Raw genomic sequence first — 16389 nt, forward strand, 5'->3', positions numbered from 1 at the left:
GGGTGTGTGGGGGGGGGGGGGGGGGGGGGGGGGGGGGGTTTTTGGTTGGGGGGGGGGGGGGGGGGGGGGGGGGGGGGGGGGGGGGGGGGGGGGGGTTTTTTGGGGGGGGGGGGGGGGGGGGGGGGGGGGGGGGGTGGCGCGTTCGCCGTCCAGGAGGAACGTACAGATGGTGAGGACGCGGGCCAGCTCCGGGCGATCGGCGGAGACCGTGCTGATCAAGTCGCTGATCGAGGTGGCTTCGGCGGTCGCGGAGGACTCGCCGGCGGCCGCGCGGGCGGCGGCGAAGTACCTGATGGTCACTTCCGGCATCTGGGAGAAGGCCTCACTAGTCGGCTAAGTCTTCCGCTATTATGTCAGCTTGCTGTTGCTATCCAGTGTGACTCAGGCCCCCCGGCAATGACGCCGTCGGGGCCTGACGTGCAAAAGGACCGGATCGCTGACCAGGGATCCGCCGACCAGCACAAGGAGACAGCGTGAGTACGTTGCTTCTGCTGACGAACGCGCTGCAGGCCTCCACCGAGGTGCTGCCCTCGCTCGCCCTGCTGCCGCACCAGATCCGGATTCTTCCCGCCGAGGTCGCCGCACTGGTTGACGCTCCCGACGCCGACGCCGTCCTGCTCGACGCCCGCCGTGACCTGGTCGCGGTGCGTGGCGTGTCCCGCCTGATCCGGACCACCGGGATCGACGTCCCGCTGATCCTCGTCGTGACCGAGGGCGGCCTGACCGCGGTGAACGCGGACTGGGGCGCGGACGACGTGCTGCTCGACACCGCCGGTCCGGCCGAGATCGAGGCCCGGCTGCGGCTGGTGATCGGCCGGCTCGCCGCGGCGCGGAACGAGGAGCCCGACAGCACGCTGATCCGCAGCGGTGACGTGGTCATCGACGAGGCGTCGTACACGGCGAAGCTGAACGGGCGGGCGCTCGACCTGACCTACAAGGAGTTCGAGCTGTTCAAGTTCCTCGCGCAGCACCCGGGCCGGGTGTTCACCCGGGAGCAGTTGCTGCAGGAGGTGTGGGGGTACGACTACTTCGGCGGCACGCGGACGGTCGACGTTCACGTACGGCGGTTGCGCGCGAAGCTCGGCCCGGAGCACGAGTCGCTGATCGGGACGGTGCGCAACGTCGGCTACCGCTTCGTCATCCCGCCCAGCACCACCCGGGAAACCGCAGACGCCACCGCCTGACCCCAGTCTCACCAAGCTGACCCATTCTCAACCAGCAAGCCGCCGGAACTCGCTCCCGGCGGCTTGCTGGCGTCCGGGGTCAGCGTTCCAAGGGCAGTGACGCTTCGGGCAGGTAGATTGCGGGCGTGGCAGTGGAAACGGGGAGCCTGCTCACCACGGTGGGGCGGGCTGGGGGACTGTTCGCGAGGGCCTGGCCTCGGTTGCTGGCTGTGTTCTTGATCGCGCAGTTGGCGCATCGAGGGCTGCAGTGGGTGGCGGTCCAGGCGGGTGCGAAGGCCGAGGCGGCCGGGATCGCCGTGCTCGCGTTGCTCGTGCTGGTGTCGCTGGCGATGTACGTGGCGATGTTCCTGGTGCTCAGGGGCGAGCTGCCGTTCCACCAGCGAGCCGTTGCCGAGGGCATGCTCGCGCCCGATGGCGTAGAGCCGGGCACGGAGCACCGAGCGCTCGACGCGCTCGCCGCGGCACTGCTGCCGTTCCTGGCCTTCTACGCGGCGTACAAGTTCCTGCAGGCCGAGGCGCTCGACTACGAGTACCAGCTGGCCGTCCACAAGGTGAACGAGACGGTGGCCACCGTCCTGACCGGCGGTACGGCGCCGCGGGAGTCGGAGGGTCTACAGTCCCTGTCGACCTGGCTGTTCATCGCCCTGGGCGCCTCGGCGTACCTGCTCCGGCTGGGCTTCAAGAAGTGGAAGAAGGAGCAGGAAGGCCCGGTCCGCAAGCTGTTCGTCACGTACCTCGAGGCGTTGTGGCTGTTCGTGGTCGCGTACCAGGCGTCCTCGTTCATCCCGTCGCCGAAGGCGTGGCTGGAGGAGCGCCAGGTCTGGCTGTGGCTGAAGGACGGGTACGGCTGGGTGCTGGACCACGTGCTCGGCATCTCCCAGGTCCGCGAGATCTGGGACGGCGTCACCGGATTCGTTGCCGCCGGCATCGGTGACCTGTGGAACGCCGCGGTGCTGCCGCTGATGTGGATCACGATGACGGCGGTGATCTACGGCCGGGTCGTGCACAAGCCGGCGAAGGCGCAGCTGCGCTGGCGGTTCGACCGGATCACGCAGCGCTGGCAGCAGACGCCGCGGATCGTCCGCGCGGCCGGGAACTCGGTGGTGTCGGACTGGCGGGACCGGTGGACGCCGGTCGTGGACGCGTTCCGGCTGGTGGTGCGCTCCGGGCTGCGGCCGATGCTGGGCTACTTCCTGGCCTGGGCGGTCGTCACGTTCGCGGCGAGCGGCGTGTGGATCGCGCTGAAGTTGTGGGTGCTCGGGCCGCACTCGCTGCAGTTCTGGCAGGTCATCGACGAGCCGCTCGACCTAGTCACCGACGGCCTGAAGATCATGCTCCAGGTCAGCCTGCTGGCCGCGGCCTACGACCGGATGGTGGGCGGCCTGGCCGGCTACCTGACCCCGCGGACGCGCGCCGTCCACCAGCAGCCCGAGGGCGACCAGGGCGTCACCGACCTGACCGCCGCTACCTCGGGAATGCCAAGTACTGAGGGAGCTTCGTAGCCCACGTGACCGTCGGCTGCACGCTGGACGCGACCGCGGAGGGTACGACGAACACCGCGACGGTCTCGAACGGCTTTCCGGCCACTGGCTTCAGGTAGTACTGCGCCGACGTCCCCCGCCAGCTCTGCAGAGACGAGTCGTCCCCACCCGTGCACCCCGACGGCCGATCCTGGAAGTCGCCGGCCGTGAACGACTCGTTCCACAGCCGCCCGTCCGGCGCACGCAGTTGCACGCGGCACCCACCGAGCCCCTCCAGCGCAGCGAGGTCGTCGACCTGCAGCCGGAGGTACACGCGCACCCGAGTCGTCCCAGGAGGAGTCGGCTCGGCCTTACGACCGGCACGCGCCTGCGGGTCCTCCTCGATGCTGGCCGCGAACCAGGTCGCTCCTGCGTACGACGTCCCACCCGCAGCGACCGCGATCGGGTCGCGCGGCTCGGCGTCGTACCAGGACTTGTAGTCGCTGCGGGTCGTCCACCAGCCGGCGAACGGTACGGCGACCACCAGGGCCGCCAATGCGGCCGTGTTCTTGCCGAACCACCCCCGCCGGGCCCGGCGCGCGCCGCTCATGACTCGCTCGCCTTCGTCAGCGTCACCACGTCCTCGACGGCCGGCTCCGCGTCGACCCCGAGCGGGATCGTCGCCTGCGCCTCGAGGTCGTTGAAGATCGACTTCTCCATCACCTGCAAGGTTGCGCCAGGCAACTTCCCGGCCGGCAGTTCGACCACGAACGAGCCGCGCACCGGGATGTTCGGGGCGAACTCGATCCCGGTCAGGTCCACCTGGTCGAGACCGCTGCGGTTGGCGCCGAGATAGGTCACCCCGTCCGAGGCCTTAATCCGGATCGAGGCCAGGTGGATCGGCTCGCGGGTCGCGGTGACGACGGCGTCCACGACGACGAAGTTCGACAAGGTGTCGCGGGCCTTCGAGGCGCCCGGGAGCCGCAACGTGCGACCGACCCGGACCCCCTCGACGGTCAGCTCGAACCGCGGTGTGTTCACCGCGCGTCCGACGACGCCGTTCACCGCGACCGGCTCCTGGATGTCCTTCTGCGTCGGCGTCAGCCGGTACAGCCCGACGATCCCGACCAGTACGGCGAGCGTGAGCGCCGCGTTGACCACCTTGCGGCCGCTCACTTGGTGTTGTCCTCGACCGTGACGGTGCTCTCGGCGGCGACCTCGCCCGGCAGCCACTTCTCGTGGTGGTCGAGCAGGGACTGCTCCTGGTGCTCGTACCCGCGCACCGTGAGCTCGACCGACGTCGGCAACTCGGTGGCCTTGGGCAACTTCCAGACGTACGCGACGTCCTCCGCGAAACCGGGCGTGAGCACCGGGTTCATCGTCGCGTCGCGCAGGTTCGTGGTGCCGAGTGGCGCGTCGTCGTCCTCGATCCCCGGTACGCCGACCAGCCGGATCAGGTCGCTGGACGGCGCCGTGCCCAGGTCGTCGGTGACCTTCAGCTTGGTCACCACCGCGATCAGCGCCCCGCCGTCGTCCGGCGTGAACAGCGGCTTGAGGTCGGCGACCGTGACCACTCGCTGGATCGTCACCTCGTAGCGGCCGGTATCGATTGCTGTGCCGGCGTCGATCTGCGGTGTCTCGTCGGCTGCTTTCTTGAGCCCGCCGAAGGCTGCCGAGACCGCCAGCATCAGCGCGCCCGCGCCGATCACCCACGTGCGGACCGACCGGCCGCGCACTCTGATGTCTTTCAGTTCCGGGAGTTCTTCTTCCTCCCGGTCCCCGTCCCCGCTCCCCGTTTCCTGCACGGGCAGAAGCCTAACCAGCGAAGGGTCCGGTTGAATGGTGTGTGTGGACAGCGGGCTGGAGGTGCGCGCCGGGGTGGTGATCCCGGAGACGGAGTTGGCGTGGCGCTTCTCCCGGTCCAGCGGGCCGGGCGGTCAGTCGGTGAACACCACGGACAGCCGGGTCGAGCTGAGCTTCGACGTTGCGAGTACGACGGCGCTCACCGACGTACTGCGGGAGCGCGCGCTCGAGCGACTGCGGTCGCGGCTGGTGAACGGCGTACTGACCGTGGCGGCGTCGGAGCACAAGTCGCAGTGGCGCAACCGGGAGGCGGCGCGCACCCGGCTGGCAGCGCTGCTGCGGGACGCGATCGCGGCGCCGCCACGGCAGCGACGGCCGACCAAGCCGAGCAAGGGCTCGGTCCGCCGGCGGCTGGACGAGAAGAAGCGCCGGGGCGACACCAAGCGGCTCCGGTCGCGCCCGCCGTCCGAGGGGTGAACGACCGTTTGAGCCCGTAGACCAGCGACGTACTCTGGATTGTCATGAGCCTGGGGATGTGGGTGCTGGTCGGCGCGGTCGCCGCCGGCGTCGTCCTCAGTGTGCTCAAGGCCACACTCGATGGTCGGTTCCGGGGGACCCACGTGGTGCGAAAGGCGGACGCCGAGCAGGTGGACAGCATGGACCGGGTGTCCGCGGCGGACATCGGCGACGAGCTCGGCGAGCGCGCGACGTTGCTGCAGTTCTCCTCCGCCTTCTGCGCGCCGTGCCGGGCGACCCGGCGGACGCTGGCCGAGGTCGAGGGCATGGTCGACGGCGTGCGGCACGTCGAGATCGACGCGGAGAAGCACCTGGACCTGGTCCGGCGCCTCGACATCCTGCGCACCCCGACGACGCTGGTGCTCGATCGCACCGGCGCGATCGTGAAGCGTGCGAGCGGCGCGCCCCGCAAGCCGGACGTGATCGCCGCGCTGGCGACCGCGATCGAGCACGCGCCGCGCTGAGCCGCGACCACAGCAGCGTCCGTTAACTGCCACCAGATGGCGGATGGACCACCACTTGAGTGATGCTGTGCCGGTGAGCTTTCCAGCCGGTTGGTACGACGACCCCGAGGACCAGTCCCAAGAGCGGTACTGGGACGGCAGCACGTGGACGGACAACCGCCGTCCACGGCAGGGCCCACCGCCGTACCAGGGTCAGTTCGGCCAGCCCGGTGGCGGAGCCGGCCGGCCGCAGTTCGGCCAGCCGATGCAGCACGGCCAGGTGTACGGCGGCGCGCAGCCGACGCCGACGCAGTACGCGCAGCCCCAAGGCCAACCGCAGTACGGCCAACCCCAGCCAGGCCATCCCCAGCAGTACGGACAGCAGCCTTACCCGCAGCAGGGCTATGGCTACCCCGGCCAGCGCGTCGCTGCCACCCCCGACGGCCAGCCGCTGTCCGGCTGGTGGCGCCGGGTGTTCGCCCGCATCATCGACTCGATCATCGTCGGCATCATCGGGCTGCCGTTCACCGGCTACTTCTACTGGCAGTACTTCCAGGTCATCTGGGACTACATGGAAGACACCATGGACGCTGCCGCCGCCGGCACGCCGCAGTCGACGTTCGCGCTGCCCAGCGAGGTCTACCAGTGGATGATCCCGGCCGTGCTGATCGGGATCGCCGTCTCGTTCGTCTACGAGTACTTCTTCCTCACCCGCAGCGGCGCCACGCCCGGCAAGAAGGCGGTCGGCATCGCGGTCCGGTTGCGCGACGTGCCCGGTCCGCCACCCGGCGCGGCGGTGGCGAAGCGGTTCAGCGTCTACACCGGCCTCAGCCTGCTCAGCGCGATCCCGCTGGTGGGCACGCTGTTCAGCTTCCTCAGCCTGATCAACTACCTGTGGCCGCTGTGGGACGACAAGAAGCAGGCGCTGCACGACAAGGTGGCCGGGACCAACGTGGTCCGCACCTGACTGTCCGCCATTTGATCAGTTGTCTCAGGTGATGGGACCACAGGTCGCGGGCCCGCCCGCTTTCCGTACTCTCGATCCGTGGCTTACACGACATGGCTGACCAAGCGCCGGGCGGTGGACAACTGCCGGGTGCGCTCGTCGCTGTGTCGTCGCCGCTGACCAGGCGGCGTCCCGAGCGCTGCGGAACCGGTCGCTGAGCACGGTTTCGCGTACGTCGCCTCCCGCGTACCCGGGCGGGTCCGGCTCGATCCACCTCCTCCTTCGGGAGATGTGCATGTCCGAAAAGACAGTCAAGGTCGATCCCCGCGGGCTCCGCTTCGCCGCGGGCGTCACCACTGTGCTGCTCGCGCTGACGCTGGTCCTGAACAGCGCCTGGCCGCTCGCGGTCCAGGCCGTGGTGTTCGCGATCTCCGTCGCGTTCGGCGTCCAGGCGTCGCCGTACGGGCAGCTGTTCAAGCGGCTGATCCGGCCCCGGCTGGGTCCGCCGAAGGAGCTGGAGGACGCGGCGCCGCCGCGGTTCGCCCAGCTGGTCGGCCTCGTCTTCGCGGTCGCCGGTCTGATCGGGTACCTGACCGGCGCCACCGTGCTCGGCGTGGTCGCCACCGGATTCGCCCTGGTCGCCGCCTTCGTGAACGCGGCCGTCGGGCTCTGCCTCGGTTGCGAGGCCTATCTGCTGATCCATCGCATTCGTACGCCAACCACCGCTACCAACAACTGAGAGGCAGCACACCATGAGCAGGGAATCCGCGCTCGTCTCGGCCGACTGGGTCGAGGAGCACAAGAACGACGCCGATGTCGTCCTGATCGAGGTCGACGAAGACGTCTCGGCGTACGACGCCGGCCACATCGCCGGCGCGCTCAAGCTCGACTGGAAGGACGACCTGCAGGACCCGGTCCGGCGGGACTTCGTCAACAAGGAGCAGTTCGAGGCGCTGCTGTCCGATCGCGGCGTCAAGAACGACGACACGGTCGTGCTGTACGGCGGCAACAACAACTGGTTCGCGGCGTACGCGTACTGGTACTTCAAGCTGTACGGCCACAGTGACGTCCGGCTGCTCGACGGCGGCCGCAAGCGCTGGGAGCTGGACAGCCGCGAGCTGACCGACGAGGTCGTCAAGCGGGACGCGACCGAGTACCGGGCCCAGGACCCGGACCTGAACATCCGCGCCTTCCGCGACGAGGTCAAGGACGCCATCGGCGTGAAGAACCTGGTCGACGTCCGCAGCCCCGACGAGTACGCCGGCCGGCTGCTGGCCCCGGCCCACCTGCCGCAGGAGCAGGCGCAGCGTGCGGGTCACATCCCGACCGCCGCGAACATCCCCTGGAGCAAGGCCGCCAACGACGACGGCACCTTCCGGTCCGACGACGAGCTGCAGGCGCTGTACGCCGAGGCCGGAGTCGACTTCGGGAAGGACACCATCGCCTACTGCCGCATCGGCGAGCGGTCGGCGCACACCTGGTTCGTGCTGCACGAGATCCTCGGTCAGCCGAACGTGAAGAACTACGACGGTTCCTGGACCGAGTGGGGTTCGCTGGTCGGCGTACCCGTTGCCCTCGGCGACGAGCCCGGAAAGGCCTGACACATGTGCGGAGCAAAGCAGGGCGGTCTCGACCTCAAGGGCGTGGACGTCGACAAGGAAGCGGTGATCCAGGGCCAGGTGCTGCGCGGCGAGGAGCCGGTCGGGGGCGCCTACGTGCGGCTGCTGGACGCCTCCGGTGAGTTCACCGCCGAGGTGCCCACCTCGGCGACCGGGCACTTCCGGTTCTTCGCGGCGCCGGGCAGCTGGACGCTGCGCACGCTGGCCCCGAAGGCCGAGCCGGTCGACCGCCAGGTGGTCGCCCAGTACGGCGAGGTCGCCGAGGTGGCCGTAGCCGTCTGAGCAGTCGTTCGTTACTCATGGTGCCGCCTCTGACCGAGGGGCGGTCCACCCTGATGTAAGCCCCGAAGGGTCCGGACCTTGCGCGTCCGGACCCTTCGGCATGTCCGGAAACCCAGTTGTCCACAGGGGTTTCGGCATCACTCCGGGGTTACGGGTCCGGTCCGGAAATCTCGCGGACCGGGCGGTGACGTAACGGTTTGGTCTCGGAGCGGAACCTTCTCGTTACCTACCGCAACCGCCTGAGTTGTGTCTGTGTCCTGGCCCGCCATCCGGGTCACGTCATCACTCAGGGAGGAGGGGTCATGAGACCCCGCATCGGATACAAGAAGCTCGCTGCCGTCGGTGCCGCGGCGGTTGTCGGCGTGGCTTCTACGATTGCGCTGACCTCGGGCTCGGCGTCCGCGTCGCCCGTCTTCGGCTACAGCGGCTACGCGTTCGGCACCGACGTCCAGTCGGGCCTGGCGAACAGCGGCCCGCAGGTGGTCAGCCAGATCAGCTGCACCACGGACTCGAACCGGTCCGACAAGAACGACCTCGCCGCCGCGAACATCAACAACCACGCGATCGCCCGCACCGTGCGGACCGACACCCACTCGTTCAACAACAAGAACGGCAACGGTGTCACCAGCAACGCCACGGCGGTCGACATCAAGCTCGGCAGCCTGCTGCACCTGACGGGTGTGAAGACCACCACCACGTCGGTCTACAAGGACGGCAAGCTGTCCTACACCGGCAGCACCACCTTCGCCGGCGTCAAGATCGGCGCCGTCTCGGTGCCGTCGCTGCTCAACCCGAAGCCGAACACCAAGGTCGCGATCCCGGGCCTCGGCTACATGGTGCTGAACCGCGTCGGTGGCGTGAAGACCAACACCGGCATCTACTCGTACGCGCAGGCCGTCGTGCTGCACGCGAACGTGAAGAACCAGTACATCCCCGAGGGTGTCGACGTCGCGGTGCTGAAGACCCGCGCCGAGATCACCAAGCCGGCCACCGCGATGGTGATCGGTGACGCCTACGGCACCAAGGCGCACGCGGACAAGCTGCTGGTCTCCGGCCCGACTTCCTACCAGTCCACCTGCCAGGGCACTGAGGGCAAGACGATCCGGAACGCGGTCGGCGAGCTGAACATCCCGAAGGTCGCCTACGTGGGTGCGGTCTACACCACGAAGAACGGCTTCATGAGCATGGACAAGTCCGCCGTGAAGTTCACCTCGCACGTCGCGGGTGTGAAGGTCGGCACGCTGTCGATCGGCGCGATCGAGTCCTCGGCCGCGGCCTGGAAGACCAAGGACGGCAAGGTCGGCCTGGACCACTCCTCGAGCATCGCCTCGATCCGCGTGGGCAACAAGGTCTACCCGGTCAAGACCGGCGTGAACCAGACGCTGGACATCCCGGGTGTCGCCAAGCTGACCTTCAACCAGGTCGTCAAGCAGCAGCGGTACGTCGCGGTGAACGCCCTGGTGATCGACGTCTACAGCCTGAACACCAAGGTCATCGTCGGCCACTCGGCCGCCGGCGTCATCGGCTGATCCGGCCGAACGCACCTTTCTGAGTCGCACCTCACCGATTCAGAACCAACACACCGGCCCCCGGCCAGGATCCACGGATCCCGCCCGGGGGCCGTTTGGTGTGTCCCGGGCTCAGGCGTCGAGGATCAGGGTGACCGGGCCGTCGTTGACGAGGGCAACGTCCATGTGGGCGCCGAAGCGGCCGCGTTCGACCTTGGCGCCCAGTGATTCCAGGGCGGTGCAGAAGGCGTCGTACAGGGGTTCGGAGACGGGGCCGGGGGCGGCGGCGCTCCAGGACGGGCGGCGGCCCTTGCGGGTGTCGGCGTACAGGGTGAACTGGCTGATCGCGAGGATCGGCGCCTGCTCGTCGGAGCAGGAGCGCTCGTCGTGCAGGATGCGCAGGGTCCAGATCTTCGACGCGAGCGCCTTCGCCTTCTCCTCGGTGTCGTCGTGGGTGACGCCGAGCAGGACCAGCAGCCCGGGCTCCTCGATCGCCCCGACCACCTCGCCCTCGACGGTGACCGATGCCTGGCTGACTCGCTGTACGACGGCTCTCATGCGACCATCCTGCCTTGCGGGAGATCGTCCGGTAATCAGGCCGTCCGGCAGGCAAATGTCCCGTGATCGAGCCGGATCTGGCAAGATCTCTTCATGGCCTCGACTCTGATCACTGTTGCACCCACCGGCGCCGAGACCGCCAAGGCGGACTGCCCGGCGCTGCCGACCACGCTCGACGAGCTGGTCGGGACGGCGAAGCGGTGCGAGGCCGCCGGGGCCGCGATGATCCACCTGCACATCCGCGACGGCGAGCACCGGCCGACGCTCGACCTCGGCCGGCTGACCGAGTCGGTCGCCGCGGTGCGCGAGAACACAGCCCTCATCGTGCAGCTGTCCACCGGTGGCGCGGTGACCGATCCGCTCGACCACAGGCTGCGGGTGCTGGACGCCGTACCGGACTCGTGCTCGCTGACGATGGGCACGGTCAACTTCGGCGACGACGTCTTCATGAACCCGTGGCCGTTCGTCACCGAGCTGTACCGGTTGTCGCAGGAGCGCGAGGTGGTGCCGGAGTTCGAGCTCTTCGACCTCGGGCATGTCGCTGCGCTGCACCGGCTGCTGGACAAGTACGGCCTCCCGTACGGCGGCCGCGTGCACTGCGACCTGGTCATGGGCGTCCCGGGCGGCATGCCTGGTACGACGGACGCCTTGGTTGCCGCGGTCAACGCACTGCCGGACGCGGTCACCTCCTGGTCCGCAACGGGAATCGGGCGTACGGCGCTCCCGGTCGCGCTGGCCGCCTTGTCGAAGGGCGGGCACCTCCGGGTCGGCATGGAGGACACGCTGACCCTGGCGAAGGGTCAGCCGGTCACCCACAACGCCGAACTGGTCGAGCGCGCCGCCGCCCTCGCGACGATGGCGCAGCGCCCGCCGATGTCGCCGGACGAGGCTCGCGAACTCCTCAACGTCAAGCGCTGAAGTAGTTGCCTCTGGCCCGCCGTCCCGGCTCCGGGATCCGGGCGGCGCAGCTGTGCGTCTGTCGGGAGGTGATGGCACCGATGGGGGCATACGCTTGGCGGGTTGTCGATGAGAGGAGTCGGCGGGTGAAGACGCAGCTGCGGTCGTCCGACGATGACGAACGCGCCATGGCCGACCTGGCCGAGGTCTCCGACTGGCGATCGGTCTGGGGACCCCCGGGGACCGGCCTGGACGCGATCCGGGCGCTCGTGTCCCGGGTCACCGCGGTCACCGGCTGGCGTCCCTGGGCTCCCGGCAACATCGATCCCGACCGCTACACCTGGGGCCTGGTCACTCCGCGCGAGACCGTGATGCTGGTGCTGCCGGACGCCGTACTGCCGGAAAGTCCGCGCAGCGGCTGGTCGGCGTACGAGATCGGGCCGGCCGAGCTGGCCGACGCCGAGGAGGGCCTGGACACGCACTGGCCCGCGCAGCTCGCGCTGGGCCGAAAGCACTGGGGTGATCCGGTGTTCGTCGGCCCGGGGTCGGACCCGCGGGTGCCCGCGGAGTGGCGGAACCGACGTCGCCACCTGGCGGTCTGGCTGCGGCCGGGCGCCGAGATCCACCTGTACGCGACACAACCCGGACCGGACGCCACGCAGGCCGGCTTCGGGTACTCCGTCTATGCGAGTGAGGTGGCGTGATGGCCGACGAAGCGGAAGAGATCTTCCAGCAGACCTTGAACGAGGTCCGGCGGCTGATCAACAACCTGAAGCTGCTCAAGGAAGCCCTCGGCCGGCGGCAGCGGGCGCGGGCGGCGCTGGAGTTCATGCGCAACGCGCGGCAGCAGAACCCGGTCCTGGATCGGCACCTCAACGAGAACCCCGACCGCGCCGAGCAGTGGGGTCAGCACGAGCGGGAGGTCCGGCGGCTCGAGGAGGAGAACGCGCGGCTGGCGGCGGAGAACGCCGAACGTCGGGCCGAGCGCGATCGGTTGCAGGAGGAGGTCGACCGGCAGACGGAGGCCAACGACGACCGCGATCATGATCTTCAGCCGGATGAGATCGAGGATCGGCACCAGGCGGTTGATGACGCTCAGCAGCGCGAGGAAGAGGCTGAGGTCGATGAGCGGCAGGGCGATCGGGACGGAGACGGCGGCCTCGATCGGGTCGAGGACGAGCAGGAGGCCCAGGCCCAGCAGGCCCGGGACGACGAGACCGACCGGCAGCGCGAAGCTCGCGAGGAGCGTGAGCGCGAGGGGGACCAGCGCCGCCGCGACCGGGAAGGCCAGGCCGTCGACCCGACCGCTCCGGTCGCAGCCGCAGGCACGGCGGCCGTCGTCGCAGACGAACTGAACGACCGAGAGCAACAGGCCCAACAGGACAACCGGGAACCGGAGCTGGCCCAGGAGGCCCAACAGGCCCGGGATGGCCGGGAGCCGGAGCTCGACCCGGAGGCGCAGCAGGTCCGCGATGGGCGGGAGCCGGAGCTGGACCAGGAGGCGCAGCAGGGCCGGGACGGGCGCGAGCCGGAGCTAGATGGGCGGGCGGCTGAGGTCGGGGAGCAGGGGGAGCGGCCTCAGCGGTTGCAGGAGGGGGTGCAAGGGCAGCAGGGGCTGGATTATCGGGACGTCATGCAGGAGGACGGGTCGATCAGCAACGCGACGTTCACGGTGAACGGGCCGGATCAGGGGCAGGACGGGCCGGCGCAGCCGCAGGGGGATCGGGACGGGGCGAACGTTCAGAACGTCGGCAGTGGTGAGGTGTGGATCGACGGGCAGCAGTACCACCCGGTCGAGCAGACCCTCGAAGGGCAGCGGGCGGAGCGGGCAGCGCAGCAAGGTGAGCGCGGACCCGGTCGTGACGTCCCGGAGGACGAGCGGCAGCGCAACCAGGCCGTCTCCTTCAGCGGCCGAGCCCCGGCCGACGGCGCGCCGACGCGACCCGACCCAGCAACCCTCGAAGGCGGCCGCGGCGGCCAAACCGCAGCCCAGGTACACGCAGGCGCCAGCCGAGGCCCCGCCACCCGCACCGACGGCCCCGGCCACGAACGCTAACCACCAAGCAGCAGCGACCACCGAGCAGCAGTAACCGCGCAGGAGTGGTGGCGGGTTAATAGACGATTGCTTGGGTGGTTTCGGTGAGGATTTCTTCGGTGAAGGCGGGGGCGCCGGCGATTCTCGTGCCGGGGAGTAGGTCGGGTTCGCTCAGGTCGCGGCGTTTGGCGCATTGGGTGCAGACGGTCAGCTGGCCGCCTTCGAGGACGGCGGTCAGGAGGTCGGCCAGCGGCGCGGCGTGCGGGAGGTCGAACTCCTCCGCCCGCCCGGGTACGGCGAACCAGACGGCCTCCCCGGTCAGCCACAGGGACACCGTGGCGCCGGCCGCGACCGCCGTGGCCGCGACGGTGAAGGCCTGGTTGGCGCGTTCGGCTTCCTCGGCGCCTGCGGTCAGCTTGATCACCAGCGTGCGGGACATCACGCCACGGTAGCCCAGGGACCCCGGCGCCGATCCTCTAGACTGGCCGACGTGCTGCACGTCATCTTCACCACGCTGCTGGTCCTGGTCTGTGTCTTCATGGGCTGGTTCTCGGCGTTCGTCGTCTACCGGCTGTACCGCGGCCGCAGTGCGAACTGAGATGGCGTTCGAGATCCCGCAGGACCTGCACCCCGACCTGATGCCGCTGGCCTGGCTGCTCGGTCGCTGGGAGGGCCGCGGTCACGGGGACTACCCGACGATCGAGAAGTTCGAGTTCGGCCAGCAGATCGACTTCAGCCACAACGGCAAGCCGTACCTGCACTACGTCAGCCAGACCTACGTGGTCGGCGCGGACGGCACGAAGGAGCGCCCGCTCGCGGTCGAGACCGGGTTCTGGCGGCCCAAGCCGGACAACAAGCTCGAGGTGATCCTCGCCCACCCGACCGGCTTCGCCGAGATCTGGTACGGCGAGATCGAGGGCGCGAAGATCGAGCTCCGCACCGATGTCGTCGCCCGCACCGAGACGGCCAAGGAGGTCAGCGCCGGCCACCGGCTCTACGGCCTCGTCAAGGGCGAGCTGATGTGGGCCTACGACATGGCCGCCGAGGGGCACCCGCTGCAGCCCCACCTCTGGGCCACCCTGGTCCGGTCGAGCTAACTCTCCGCCACCCAGGAGTACTCGACTTTCGGTCGACCGCTGCGGCCGTCGTACCGTTGGGTGCGAAGCGCCTGGCCCTGGTCGGCGAGGTGTTCGAGGTAGCGCCGCGCAGTGATGCGAGACGTGCCCAGCGACGCCGCGACTTCCTCGGCCGTCCAGCCCTCGCGGTCGCCGAGCAGCTGGACGACGCGGTCCAGCACGGATCCGGCCAGCCCCTTCGGCACCGACGAGACGGTTGCCGGATGCAACAACCGGTCCACCTCGTCCTGATCCGCCACGACCTGGCCGGACTCGGCCGCCTTGCGCTGCCGTGCGTACGCCGCCAATCGATCGCGCAAAGTCTCGTAGGCAAAGGGTTTCAGCACGTACTGCACCACGCCGATCCGGGCCGCCGCCTGCACCGCGGCCACCTCACGGGCCGAGGTCACCGCGACCACATCGGTTTGGTTGCCTAGGGCTCGCATCCGCCGGACCACGTCGAGCCCGTGCCCGTCGGGCAGGTTCATGTCGAGCAGTACCAGGTCCACGTCGCCCCGGGCGAGCACCTGCAGCGCGCGGACCGCCGTACCGGCGACTCCGAGGCAGGCGAAACCGGGCAGCCGGTCGACGTACGTGCGATGGGCCTCGGCAGCGACCGGGTCGTCCTCGACGACGAGCACGCGCAGATCAGGCACTGACGTCCACCGCCCGCGGCAGCCGGACCCGCACGGTCAGCGCCGGTACGTCGTCCAGTTCGGAGTCCGGGTCGACCATGAGCGAACCCTGCCAGCGTTCGACCGTACTGCGCACCAGCACGAGCCCGAGTCCGTGGCCCGGCTCGGCCTTCGTTGTCCAGCCGCGGTCGAACATGTGCGCCAGCTCGGCCGATCCCAGCTCGGCGCCGGTGTTCGTGACGGCCAGGTCGATGGCGTCCGGCGTCGTACTGGCCCTCAGCTCGACCCGGCGGGGTGCTGGTCCGCCGCGGGCGGCCTCGATCGCGTTGTCCAGCAGGTTCCCGACGACGGTGACCACGTCCTGAGCCGGCAGCCGGGTGTTGAGCGCTTCGTGGCCGAGCTCCAACGTCAGGGCGACACCGCGTTCCTGGGCCTGGGACAGCTTGGCCAGCAGCAACGACGCGAGCACCGGGTCGCCGACGGTGCCGACGACGCGGTCCGTCATCGCCTGGGCGAACTGCAGCTCGGAGACCGCGAACTCGCGCGCCTTCTCCGGCTTGCCGATCTCGATCAGGCTGACCACGGTGTGCAGGCGGTTCGAGGCCTCATGATTCTGTGCCTGCAGGGATTCCGCGAGGCTGCGGACCGCGTCCAGCTCGCCGAGCAGCCGCTGCAGCTGGGTGTGATCCCGCAGCGTCACGATCCGCCCGGACCGGGCCGGCTGCTGGTTCACGACCACGACACCCTCGGCGCCGAGGTGGAGTTCGTCGTACGCCGTCCGGCCGGCCGTCAGCAGCTCCGACAAAGTGCTGCCCAGGTGGAGCTCTCCGATCGGAGTGCCAGGAAGAACCGTCCCGAGTCCGAGCAACCGACGGGCCTCGTCGTTGACCAATTGGACCCGGCCGTCCGCGTCGAGCAGGACCAAACCCTCGCGAGCCGCGCGCAGAACGCCCTCGTAGAAGTCGAGCATCCGGGCCAGCGCCTGCGTGCCGATGCCGCGAGTGGCACGCCGCACTCGCCAGGAGACGAGGGCGTTGCCGGCGATCGCGAAACCGAGCATCAGGCTCGCGACACCGAGCATCGAGCGGATGTCGAGCCGGATCAGCTCGCCCCAGCCGGGCGGCTCGACGCCGGCGGCCGCGGCGTCCCGGTCGGCCTGGGTCCGGGACTGGGCGATCATCGTGATCCAGACGACCGCGATCAACACCAGGGCCGTGACGGTCTGCAGCCAGAGCACCTGGCGACGCAGCTCCCACGGCCGAGTTTTCATGCCGACAGTGTGCACAGGATGGGCCGGATTTGTGCATTCCAGCGGGGCCACTGGTTCGGTCTGGCGAACGATATGAACGAAATGCGCAGTTCCCCTGTGCGTCACGTCACAGTTACTC

At 69.5% G+C, this 16389-nt stretch carries 21 protein-coding genes; 14 read left to right on the forward strand and 7 right to left on the reverse strand.

Annotation, left to right across the window (positions count from 1 at the left end; genetic code table 11):
* The first annotated feature begins 166 nt into the window (after window positions 1–166).
* The 3 genes from ACWCOV_RS35170 (at window position 167) to ACWCOV_RS35180 (ending at window position 2686) form a co-directional block, all read left to right on the forward strand.
* Entirely contained in the window at window positions 167–337 is a 171-nt protein-coding gene (locus ACWCOV_RS35170; protein WP_449833687.1) for a hypothetical protein, read from the forward strand.
* A gap of 136 nt (window positions 338–473) precedes the next feature.
* The gene (locus ACWCOV_RS35175) at window positions 474–1184 is read left to right on the forward strand and encodes a winged helix-turn-helix domain-containing protein (RefSeq protein ID WP_396356659.1); all 711 of its coding nucleotides are present in this window, start codon (window positions 474–476) and stop codon (window positions 1182–1184) included.
* Window positions 1185–1309: 125 nt separating this feature from the next.
* Complete coding sequence (locus ACWCOV_RS35180; RefSeq protein WP_449833688.1) at window positions 1310–2686, forward strand: hypothetical protein; 1377 nt, start codon at window positions 1310–1312, stop codon at window positions 2684–2686.
* Here ACWCOV_RS35180 and ACWCOV_RS35185 read toward each other — a convergent pair.
* From ACWCOV_RS35185 to ACWCOV_RS35195, 3 genes are read right to left on the reverse strand one after another with little or no spacing between them, the layout of a single operon-like run.
* The gene (locus ACWCOV_RS35185; RefSeq protein ID WP_449833689.1) at window positions 2649–3254 is read right to left on the reverse strand and encodes a hypothetical protein; all 606 of its coding nucleotides are present in this window, start codon (window positions 3252–3254) and stop codon (window positions 2649–2651) included. The two genes, ACWCOV_RS35180 and ACWCOV_RS35185, sit on opposite strands and share 38 nt — an antisense overlap.
* Window positions 3251–3820 (reverse strand): hypothetical protein, encoded by a 570-nt coding sequence (locus ACWCOV_RS35190; RefSeq protein ID WP_449833690.1) that lies wholly within the window; start codon window positions 3818–3820, stop codon window positions 3251–3253. Before ACWCOV_RS35190 ends, ACWCOV_RS35185 begins: the two co-directional genes overlap by 4 nt.
* Window positions 3817–4449 (reverse strand): hypothetical protein, encoded by a 633-nt coding sequence (locus ACWCOV_RS35195; RefSeq protein ID WP_449833691.1) that lies wholly within the window; start codon window positions 4447–4449, stop codon window positions 3817–3819. The genes ACWCOV_RS35190 and ACWCOV_RS35195 overlap by 4 nt, the downstream gene beginning before the upstream one ends.
* 34 nt (window positions 4450–4483) lie before the next feature.
* Here ACWCOV_RS35195 and arfB point away from each other — a divergent pair, with 34 nt between their 5' ends.
* The 7 genes from arfB (at window position 4484) to ACWCOV_RS35230 (ending at window position 9782) form a co-directional block, all read left to right on the forward strand.
* Window positions 4484–4924, forward strand: a complete 441-nt coding sequence (arfB, locus tag ACWCOV_RS35200; protein WP_449833692.1) for an alternative ribosome rescue aminoacyl-tRNA hydrolase ArfB — start codon at window positions 4484–4486, stop codon at window positions 4922–4924.
* Between the two features lie 44 nt (window positions 4925–4968).
* Window positions 4969–5427 (forward strand): TlpA family protein disulfide reductase, encoded by a 459-nt coding sequence (locus ACWCOV_RS35205; protein ID WP_449833693.1) that lies wholly within the window; start codon window positions 4969–4971, stop codon window positions 5425–5427.
* Window positions 5428–5500: 73 nt separating this feature from the next.
* Complete coding sequence (locus tag ACWCOV_RS35210; RefSeq protein ID WP_449833694.1) at window positions 5501–6373, forward strand: RDD family protein; 873 nt, start codon at window positions 5501–5503, stop codon at window positions 6371–6373.
* A gap of 274 nt (window positions 6374–6647) precedes the next feature.
* On the forward strand, window positions 6648–7091 hold the full coding sequence (locus ACWCOV_RS35215; protein ID WP_449833695.1) for a DUF4395 domain-containing protein: 444 nt from the start codon (window positions 6648–6650) through the stop codon (window positions 7089–7091).
* Between the two features lie 13 nt (window positions 7092–7104).
* Window positions 7105–7953: a sulfurtransferase gene (locus ACWCOV_RS35220; RefSeq protein WP_449833696.1), complete on the forward strand. Its 849-nt coding sequence runs from the start codon at window positions 7105–7107 to the stop codon at window positions 7951–7953.
* A 3-nt stretch (window positions 7954–7956) separates the two neighbouring features.
* Complete coding sequence (locus tag ACWCOV_RS35225; RefSeq protein ID WP_360516290.1) at window positions 7957–8253, forward strand: DUF1416 domain-containing protein; 297 nt, start codon at window positions 7957–7959, stop codon at window positions 8251–8253.
* A gap of 302 nt (window positions 8254–8555) precedes the next feature.
* Entirely contained in the window at window positions 8556–9782 is a 1227-nt protein-coding gene (locus tag ACWCOV_RS35230; protein ID WP_449833697.1) for a choice-of-anchor P family protein, read from the forward strand.
* Between the two features lie 111 nt (window positions 9783–9893).
* Here the strand turns inward: ACWCOV_RS35230 and dtd are convergent, their stop codons facing one another.
* Entirely contained in the window at window positions 9894–10319 is a 426-nt protein-coding gene (gene dtd, locus ACWCOV_RS35235; protein WP_449833698.1) for a D-aminoacyl-tRNA deacylase, read from the reverse strand.
* 93 nt (window positions 10320–10412) lie between these two features.
* On the opposite strand from dtd, the gene ACWCOV_RS35240 reads away from it, so the two are divergent.
* From ACWCOV_RS35240 to ACWCOV_RS35250, 3 genes are all read left to right on the forward strand, one after another.
* Entirely contained in the window at window positions 10413–11237 is an 825-nt protein-coding gene (locus ACWCOV_RS35240; RefSeq protein ID WP_449833699.1) for a 3-keto-5-aminohexanoate cleavage protein, read from the forward strand.
* Window positions 11238–11362: 125 nt separating this feature from the next.
* Window positions 11363–11920, forward strand: coding sequence for a hypothetical protein (locus ACWCOV_RS35245; RefSeq protein WP_449833700.1), 558 nt, complete (start codon window positions 11363–11365; stop codon window positions 11918–11920).
* A complete protein-coding gene (locus ACWCOV_RS35250; RefSeq protein WP_449833701.1) occupies window positions 11920–13272 on the forward strand; it encodes a hypothetical protein in 1353 nt (450 codons plus the stop codon). Before ACWCOV_RS35245 ends, ACWCOV_RS35250 begins: the two co-directional genes overlap by 1 nt.
* 55 nt (window positions 13273–13327) lie before the next feature.
* Here the strand turns inward: ACWCOV_RS35250 and ACWCOV_RS35255 are convergent, their stop codons facing one another.
* A complete protein-coding gene (locus ACWCOV_RS35255) occupies window positions 13328–13690 on the reverse strand; it encodes a DsrE family protein (protein WP_449833702.1) in 363 nt (120 codons plus the stop codon).
* 160 nt (window positions 13691–13850) lie between these two features.
* Between ACWCOV_RS35255 and ACWCOV_RS35260 the strand changes: the two genes are divergently transcribed.
* Window positions 13851–14348, forward strand: coding sequence for an FABP family protein (locus ACWCOV_RS35260; RefSeq protein WP_360516828.1), 498 nt, complete (start codon window positions 13851–13853; stop codon window positions 14346–14348).
* Here ACWCOV_RS35260 and ACWCOV_RS35265 read toward each other — a convergent pair.
* Entirely contained in the window at window positions 14345–15022 is a 678-nt protein-coding gene (locus ACWCOV_RS35265) for a response regulator (protein ID WP_449833703.1), read from the reverse strand. The genes ACWCOV_RS35260 and ACWCOV_RS35265 overlap by 4 nt on opposite strands.
* Window positions 15015–16271, reverse strand: a complete 1257-nt coding sequence (locus ACWCOV_RS35270; protein ID WP_449833704.1) for a sensor histidine kinase — start codon at window positions 16269–16271, stop codon at window positions 15015–15017. The genes ACWCOV_RS35265 and ACWCOV_RS35270 overlap by 8 nt, the downstream gene beginning before the upstream one ends.
* Window positions 16272–16389: the final 118 nt, after the last annotated feature.

This window comes from Kribbella sp. NPDC002412 (assembly GCF_053592935.1).